Below are 6,782 nucleotides of genomic sequence, written 5' to 3' on the forward strand. Positions count from 1 at the left end.
CCGCGATGACGGCCGGGTCCGCGGTCTCGTGCAGCCGTGCCACGAGCGACTCAATCTGGTCCTGCGGCACGTAGTAATCCGCGAAGCCGGTGTCGATGGCCTCGGCCGCGCCGACGTGGGCCGCGGTGTAGCCCAGATGGAAGCCCAGCCGATCCTCCGCACGCGCGAGGACGTAGGAACCGCCGGCATCCGGCGAGTAGCCGATGCCGACCTCGGGCATGCCCAGGCGCGAGTCATCCGTGACGATCCGGTGGCTGCCGTGCGCCGAGATCCCGATGCCGCCACCCAGCACGATGCCCGTCTGCAGCGCCACGTACGGCTTGGGGTAGACCGAAATATAGTGGTTAAGCTCGTACTCCTCGCGCCAGAACGTGGCGCCGAAGTCGCCTGGTCCGCCCTCGGCGACCGCGTCGCGGTAGAGCGCCGCGACGTCGCCGCCCGCACACAGGCCGCGCTCACCAGCACCCCGCACGAGCACGAGACGCACCGCGTCATCGTCCGCCCACGCACGCAAAACGCGGGTGAACTCACGAATCATGTCCAAGGTCAGCGCGTTAAGCGCCTGAGGCCGGTTGAGCGTGAGCGTGCCCACGCCGTCGCACACGGAAGCGAGAACCTCGCCCTCAGTGATTTCTACAGACATCTCACAGTTCCTTTCTATTTCGCCTCGAGCAGCAGAGCCTCTCCTTGTCCCCCGCCACCGCAAAGCGCAACACCCGCGCGCGAACCCGCGCCCGCCGCCAGCTGGTGCGCCGCATGCACGACCAAGCGCGCTCCCGATGCCCCGATGGGGTGACCCATCGCAATCGCCCCGCCCTGTGGGTTGACCGCGTCCGGGTCAAGGCCCAGGGTGCGCGCGGAGTGCACGACGACGGCGGCAAAGGCCTCATTGATTTCCACGTGGTCGAGGGAGCCTGCGTCCCAGCCCTCGCGCTCAAGGGCGCGGAGGAGAGCATCGGCAGGCTGCTGCTGCAGCGAGGAATCGGGGCCGGCGGTCTGGCCCACCGAACGCAGCGCGGCGAGGACCGCCCAGCCCTGCGCCGCGGCATGCGCGGCCGTGGTGAGCACGACCGCCGCCGCGCCGTCCGTAATGGGCGAGGAATTGCCCGCCGTAATCGAGCCGTCCTTCTCAAAGGCCGGACGGAGCTTGGCCAACGACTCGTCCGTGACGCCCTCGCGGATGCCCTCGTCGGACTCGACCGTCACCGAGCCCTTGCGGGTCTCGATGATGAGCGGCACGATTTCGCGGGCGAGCGTGCCGTCCTGCGTCGCGGCGAGCGCGCGCTGGTGACTCAGCGCCGCGCAGTGGTCCTGTTCTTCGCGGGTGACGGGATAGCGGCCCGCGTATTTCTCGGACAGCGACCCCATGGAAATACCCAGGTCCGCGGCGCGCAGGCCATCGTGTTCCATGTGATCGAGCGCCTCAAACGCCCCGAATTTCACGCCGGCGCGCGAGCGCGGCAGCAGGTGCGGCGCGTTCGTCATGGACTCCATGCCGCCGGCGACGACGACCTCGGCCTCGCCCGCGCGCAGCAGACGCGCCGCGTCGATGACGGCCGTGAGCCCGGACAGGCAAATCTTATTCACCGTCGTCGTATGTGCCCGCGGCGAAATCCCGGCTGCGAGCGCGGCCTGCTTCGTGGGATTCTGGCCAACACCGGCTTGGAGGACCTGGCCGAAGACGACGGCATCGACAAGCTCGGGCTCCACGCGCGCCTGCTCAAGCGCGCCGCGGATGGCGTGCGCGCCCAGGTCGGTGGCGGGCAGTGCGGCAAGCCCGCCCAGCAACTTGCCAAAGGGCGTGCGCGCGGCGCCCACGATGACGATATCGGTATCCTGCAGGGTCACATTGCCTCCCGAGAAAAATCTGTACGAATTTAGGATAAATCGTACAGATCATCCGTGACCTGCGCCACCCTTTCGGTTAGGAAGTGAGGAATTCCTTCCACGCGGGCCACTCGGCGTACATCTGTGCGCGCCCCGCGTTAAAGTTCGCCCGCAGCTTGGCCACGTTCTTTTCCGTCGACGCGACCTGCATATCCTCGGTGAAGAACAGCTGCGCGCGGCCTTCCTTTTCGAGCTCGAGCAGCCTGTCCTTCGACGCGTTGTACCGGTCCGGACGTTGGATGAGCGCCTCCGCGACCGCGGGGTAGCGGCCCAGCACGCGACGCACGGCGCGGCGACGCGTGACCTGCGGTCGGACGTAGCCGCGCGGGTGCGTGCCCACGAAAAGGAACTTCTCGTAGCCCGCCTTCTCCGCCTGGTCGATGGAGATGCCGCCGGACTCGCCCAGCGCGCCGTCCACATAGGGCACGCCGTCGATAAAACGCAACGGCATGATGAGCGGCAGCGTCGAGGACGCGCGCACGTACATATTCATGTCCGACTGCTCGTGGATGTCCGCACGCGTGATGTAGACGGACTCGCCCGTATCTGCGCGCGTCGTGGCAAGATTCATCTCCGCCGGGTTCGCCTGAAATGCTTCGAAGTCGAAGGGCAGATCCTTGTCCGAGGAGCGCTCATAGATATACTCCGCGTTGAAATACCCCGTGCCGCGCAGCAGCGAAGACACCCCGCCGAAACTAGGGTTATGGGCAAAGTCCACGAAGGATTCCTTCGCCCGCCACGCATCGTGCGAGAGATAGTTCACGGCGTGCGAGGACCCCGCGGACACGCCGCCCACCCAGCCGAACTGTACGTCTTCCTCGATGAGCTTGACCACGCAGGCCGCCGTGTACGAGTTGCGCATGCCGCCGCCTTCAAAAATCAGGGCGATATTTTTTGCATCAATCACGTTGTTTTACTGTACGCGGCTGCTTACCATGTTCACATGGGATTACTTGACGCGCTCCGCTCGCTCACTGGCCCCAAGGCCCCACGCCTCGCCACGCCCGAGTCCGGCGCGCCCGTCGTCGAGGTCGGCCACTTGGAGGTCCACTCCGCCGAAACCTTGCTCATCGTCGTAACCGACTCTTCCGGCGCCGCAGCCCTCCGTGAGGTCGCCCGCGCCGCCGAGCCCGCCTGGCTTGCCGATGCCCCCTCCACCACCCGCGTCTTCTTCTCCCCCGCCCCACGCCCCGAGGTCCCCGTCCGCGATCCCAAGAAGGGCTGGGCCATCCCGCTCGACCTGGACACGCGCGCCGCACTCCTAGAGACCCTGCGCGCCGAGCCGGGCGACTACGAAATTTCCGAATCCCTTGCCATCGTCGTGGAGGAAAATTAATCATGCTCATCTTGCCTTTCAACGGTGTGTACCCGCGCATTCACCGCAGCGCCTGGATTGCTCCGAACGCCACCATCATTGGCGACGTGGAAATCGGCCCCGATTCCTCGGTCTTCTACGGCTGCGTCCTACGCGCGGACGTGGGCGCCATTCGCCTAGGCGCCCGCGTCAACATCCAGGACAATTCCGTCATCCACGAGGAAGCCGACGTTGCGTGCGTTTTGGAGGATGACGTCACGGTTGGCCACATGGCGATGCTGCACGGCACGCACGTGGGCGCTGGCACGCTGGTTGGAATGAAGGCCTCGCTGCTGTCGCGTTCGGTGGTGGGCCCTGGCTCACTCATCGCTGCCGGCGCGGTTGTGCTGGAGGGACAGGAGATCCCAGCGAAGTCCCTCGCCGCCGGCATCCCGGCGAAGGTTCGCCGCGAACTCAGCGATGAGCAATCGCATTCCTTTATCCCTCACGCCGGACGCTACGTTGATCTATCCAAGGCACAGGCGCTTTCCGACGCCGCCGTTTCCCTCGAGGACGTCTACTACGACTAGGGGCCGCTAGAGACTCAGCACACCCATGATGACGAGGAAGATTGCCACGACGTAGCCGCTGATTTCGGCTACGCGCGCGGAGTTTTCGCGGGCTGCGGAAAAAAGCTTGCCAGCGGCACTTTGCGGCTGCGCGCGCACGAGGGCGATGAAGATTCCACACAGCGTGGGCAGCGAGAGCGCCAGCGTGGCGTACCACAAAGTGCCCAGGTAGCGGGTGGCGTCGGAGAACTCGCCGGCGGCGAGGTGCAGAAGGCCGCCGTAGAAGGGCACGGAGGTCAGCGACTGCACCACGCCCATGATGAAACCGATAGCTGCGGTCTTGAGCGAGGGCTCGCGCAGCGGCACGAGGAGTTTTTCCACCATCGGGTTGGATTCGCCTTTGGATTGCCAGGCGCCGAAACCGATGAGCACGCCTACTGCGATGAGGACGATGCCGGTTATTGGCGACTCCAGCGCGGCAACGATCTGTTCGCGGATTCCGACGAAGATAAAGAGCACGGCCAAGGAGGCCACGAGCACGCCGAGCCAATCCCCCGCCACGATTAGCGGCGCCACCTTGCGGTATTTACCGCGCGGCAGGATGATTCCGATGGCAACGAGGATGCCGATGAGCAGCGCGTTGACGGAGTCTCCGAAGGCATAGATGACGGCGTGGAGCATGCGCGCAAGTCTACAGTGCGCGGCGGCGGCCCCAAATTTCGAGAGGATTAACCGCCAGCAAACAACAATTTGCACAGCATCTGCAAACTTGCCTAAGCTATGCAATGTTTCTGAAAGACTGCAAATTTCATAAAGGATCTGCACATGTCAAAATTCCTCTACCACTTGGGTAGCTGGTCATATCGAAAAGTCTGGCCGTTCCTCGCGTTCTGGCTGGTACTGCTCGTCGCGATGGGCGGCCTCACTGGCGCCTTCGCGAAGTCTCCAAGCCCCACTTTTTCCATGCCAGACATGGACTCCACCGTCACCCAAGAGCAGATGATGGAGCGCTTCGGCACGGAGACAGATGCAATGAGTGCCCCCAGCGCCACCATCACACTGCAGGCTCCGGAGGGCAAAAAGCTCACGGATAAGGCGGTCATGGGCGAAGTCGATTCCATGATCAAGGAGCTGCAAGGAACCGACGCGCTGAAGGACCCCGACGCAATCGTTAACCCGGTCATGGCTTCCATGGGAATGCAGAAGCAGATGACCGAGAAAATGGCCGCGCAGGGCATGCCGCAGGAGCAGATCGATTCCGACCTTGCCGCACTCTCCCCTCTCAGCGAGGACAAACGCACCGGTACGATCTCCATCAACTTCGATGCCGCGTCCGTCACTGAGATCCCTGCCGAAGAGATGACCTCCGAGGTCATCGGCCTCATCGTTGCCGCCATCGTCCTGCTCATCACCTTCGGTTCCTTCGTGGCCGCAGGTATGCCGCTCATCTCTGCCGTCGTCGGCGTGGGCGTGGGAATCCTGGGCGTCCAGCTCGCCACAGTCTTCACCGACTCTGTCTCCGACATGACGCCGATGCTGGCCTCCATGATCGGCCTGGCCGTGGGCATCGACTACGCGCTGTTCATCGTGGCCCGCTTCCGCAACGAGCTCATCACCTCCTCCGGACTCAATGATCTGAGTCCGAAGGAGCTCGCGCAGGAGCTCAAGAAGATGGACAAGGCAACCCGCGCACACGCCATGGGCATGGCCTTGGGCACCGCTGGTTCCTCCGTGGTCTTCGCTGGTGCCACCGTGGTCATCGCACTGGCAGCGCTGACCATCATCGGTATTCCGTTCCTGTCCACCATGGCCATCGCCGCTGCCGCAACCGTGGTTGTGGCAGTCTGCGTCGCGCTCACCTTCATCCCTGGCCTCTTGGGCCTGTTCGGCACCAAGGTCTTCGCTGGCCGCGTGCCGGGCCCCAAGGTTCCGGACCCTGAGGACGAAAAGCCCACCATGGGCCTAAAATGGGTACGCCGCATTCGCGCTCACCCGCGGATGCACCTCATCGCCGGCGTGCTGTTGCTCGGAATCCTCGCCCTGCCGGCCGCCAACCTACGCCTGGCCATGCCCACCGACGGAACCTCGAAGCTGGGCACCCCGCAGCGCGATGCTTATGAGATGACCGAAGAGGCATTCGGCCCAGGTCGCAACGCCCCGATGATCGCTTACGTCGACGTCGCGGACGTCGCAAAGCAAGACCGCATGCCGGCCTTCCAGGAACTCCTCAAGGACTTCAGTGAGACCGAGGGCGTCGTCAATGCGCAGATCGTCGCCACCACGGACAACATGGACGCGGCGCAGATCCTGATTACCCCGACCACCGGCGCAACCGACGAGACCACCACCGAAACCCTGGAAAAGCTCCGCGGTTTCAAGGCCGAGTTCGAAGACAACACCGGCGGCACCTACGGCATCACTGGCATCACCCCAATCTTCGATGACATTTCGCAGAAGCTTAGCGACGTCCTCCTCCCCTACATCGCGATCGTCCTCGGCCTAGCATTCATCGTGCTTCTCCTAGTCTTCCGCTCCATCTGGGTGCCGCTCATCGCGGCCGCTGGCTTCGGCCTGTCCATGGCAGCCACCTTCGGCGTCACCGTGGCCATCTTCCAGGAGGGCATGTTCGGAATCATCGACGACCCACAGCCGCTGCTGTCCTTCCTGCCGATCATGCTCATCGGCCTGACCTTTGGCCTCGCAATGGACTACCAGGTATTTCTGGTCACCCGCATGCGCGAGGGCTTCGTCCATGGCAAGACCGCGGGCAACGCGACGTCGAATGGCTTCAAGCATGGCGCACGCACCGTGACCGCGGCAGCGCTCATCATGATCTCCGTGTTCGCAGCCTTCATGCTCATTGACCTCCCATTCATCAAGACCATGGGCTTCGCCCTTGCGGTTGGTGTGTTCATGGACGCCTTCGTTGTACGCATGATGATCATCCCGGCCACGATGTTCCTGCTCGATAAGAAGGCATGGTCAATTCCGAAGTGGCTCGATAGGATTCTGCCCAACATGGACATCGAGGG

Annotated in this window: 7 protein-coding genes; 3 read left to right on the top strand and 4 right to left on the bottom strand. The window is 63.9% G+C overall.

What is annotated here, in order from left to right; genetic code table 11:
• The 3 genes from HMPREF0308_RS06935 to HMPREF0308_RS06945 form a co-directional block, all read right to left on the bottom strand.
• The coding region (locus tag HMPREF0308_RS06935) for an enoyl-CoA hydratase/isomerase family protein (RefSeq protein ID WP_248630699.1) at nt 1-706 on the bottom strand (706 nt) is incomplete at its 3' end.
• The gene (locus tag HMPREF0308_RS06940) at nt 658-1,848 is read right to left on the bottom strand and encodes an acetyl-CoA C-acyltransferase (RefSeq protein ID WP_005530071.1); all 1,191 of its coding nucleotides are present in this window, start codon (nt 1,846-1,848) and stop codon (nt 658-660) included. The genes HMPREF0308_RS06935 and HMPREF0308_RS06940, both read right to left, overlap by 49 nt.
• A gap of 76 nt (nt 1,849-1,924) precedes the next feature.
• A complete protein-coding gene (locus HMPREF0308_RS06945; RefSeq protein ID WP_005530073.1) occupies nt 1,925-2,794 on the bottom strand; it encodes a patatin-like phospholipase family protein in 870 nt (289 codons plus the stop codon).
• Between the two features lie 36 nt (nt 2,795-2,830).
• On the opposite strand from HMPREF0308_RS06945, the gene HMPREF0308_RS06950 reads away from it, so the two are divergent.
• Nucleotides 2,831-3,223 carry a hypothetical protein gene (locus HMPREF0308_RS06950; RefSeq protein ID WP_034657182.1) on the top strand — a complete coding sequence of 131 codons (393 nt, stop codon included), beginning with the start codon at nt 2,831-2,833 and terminating at the stop codon, nt 3,221-3,223.
• 2 nt (nt 3,224-3,225) lie between these two features.
• Complete coding sequence (locus tag HMPREF0308_RS06955; protein ID WP_005530075.1) at nt 3,226-3,771, top strand: gamma carbonic anhydrase family protein; 546 nt, start codon at nt 3,226-3,228, stop codon at nt 3,769-3,771.
• A gap of 6 nt (nt 3,772-3,777) precedes the next feature.
• On the opposite strand, the gene HMPREF0308_RS06960 is transcribed toward HMPREF0308_RS06955, so the two are convergent.
• Nucleotides 3,778-4,431, bottom strand: a complete 654-nt coding sequence (locus HMPREF0308_RS06960) for a membrane protein (protein ID WP_034657184.1) — start codon at nt 4,429-4,431, stop codon at nt 3,778-3,780.
• Between the two features lie 144 nt (nt 4,432-4,575).
• Between HMPREF0308_RS06960 and HMPREF0308_RS06965 the strand changes: the two genes are divergently transcribed.
• Nucleotides 4,576-6,782: MMPL family transporter (locus tag HMPREF0308_RS06965; protein ID WP_005530079.1), on the top strand; the 2,207-nt coding region annotated here is incomplete at its 3' end.

Source organism: Corynebacterium striatum ATCC 6940 (genome assembly GCF_000159135.1).
Lineage (GTDB): Bacteria > Actinomycetota > Actinomycetes > Mycobacteriales > Mycobacteriaceae > Corynebacterium > Corynebacterium striatum.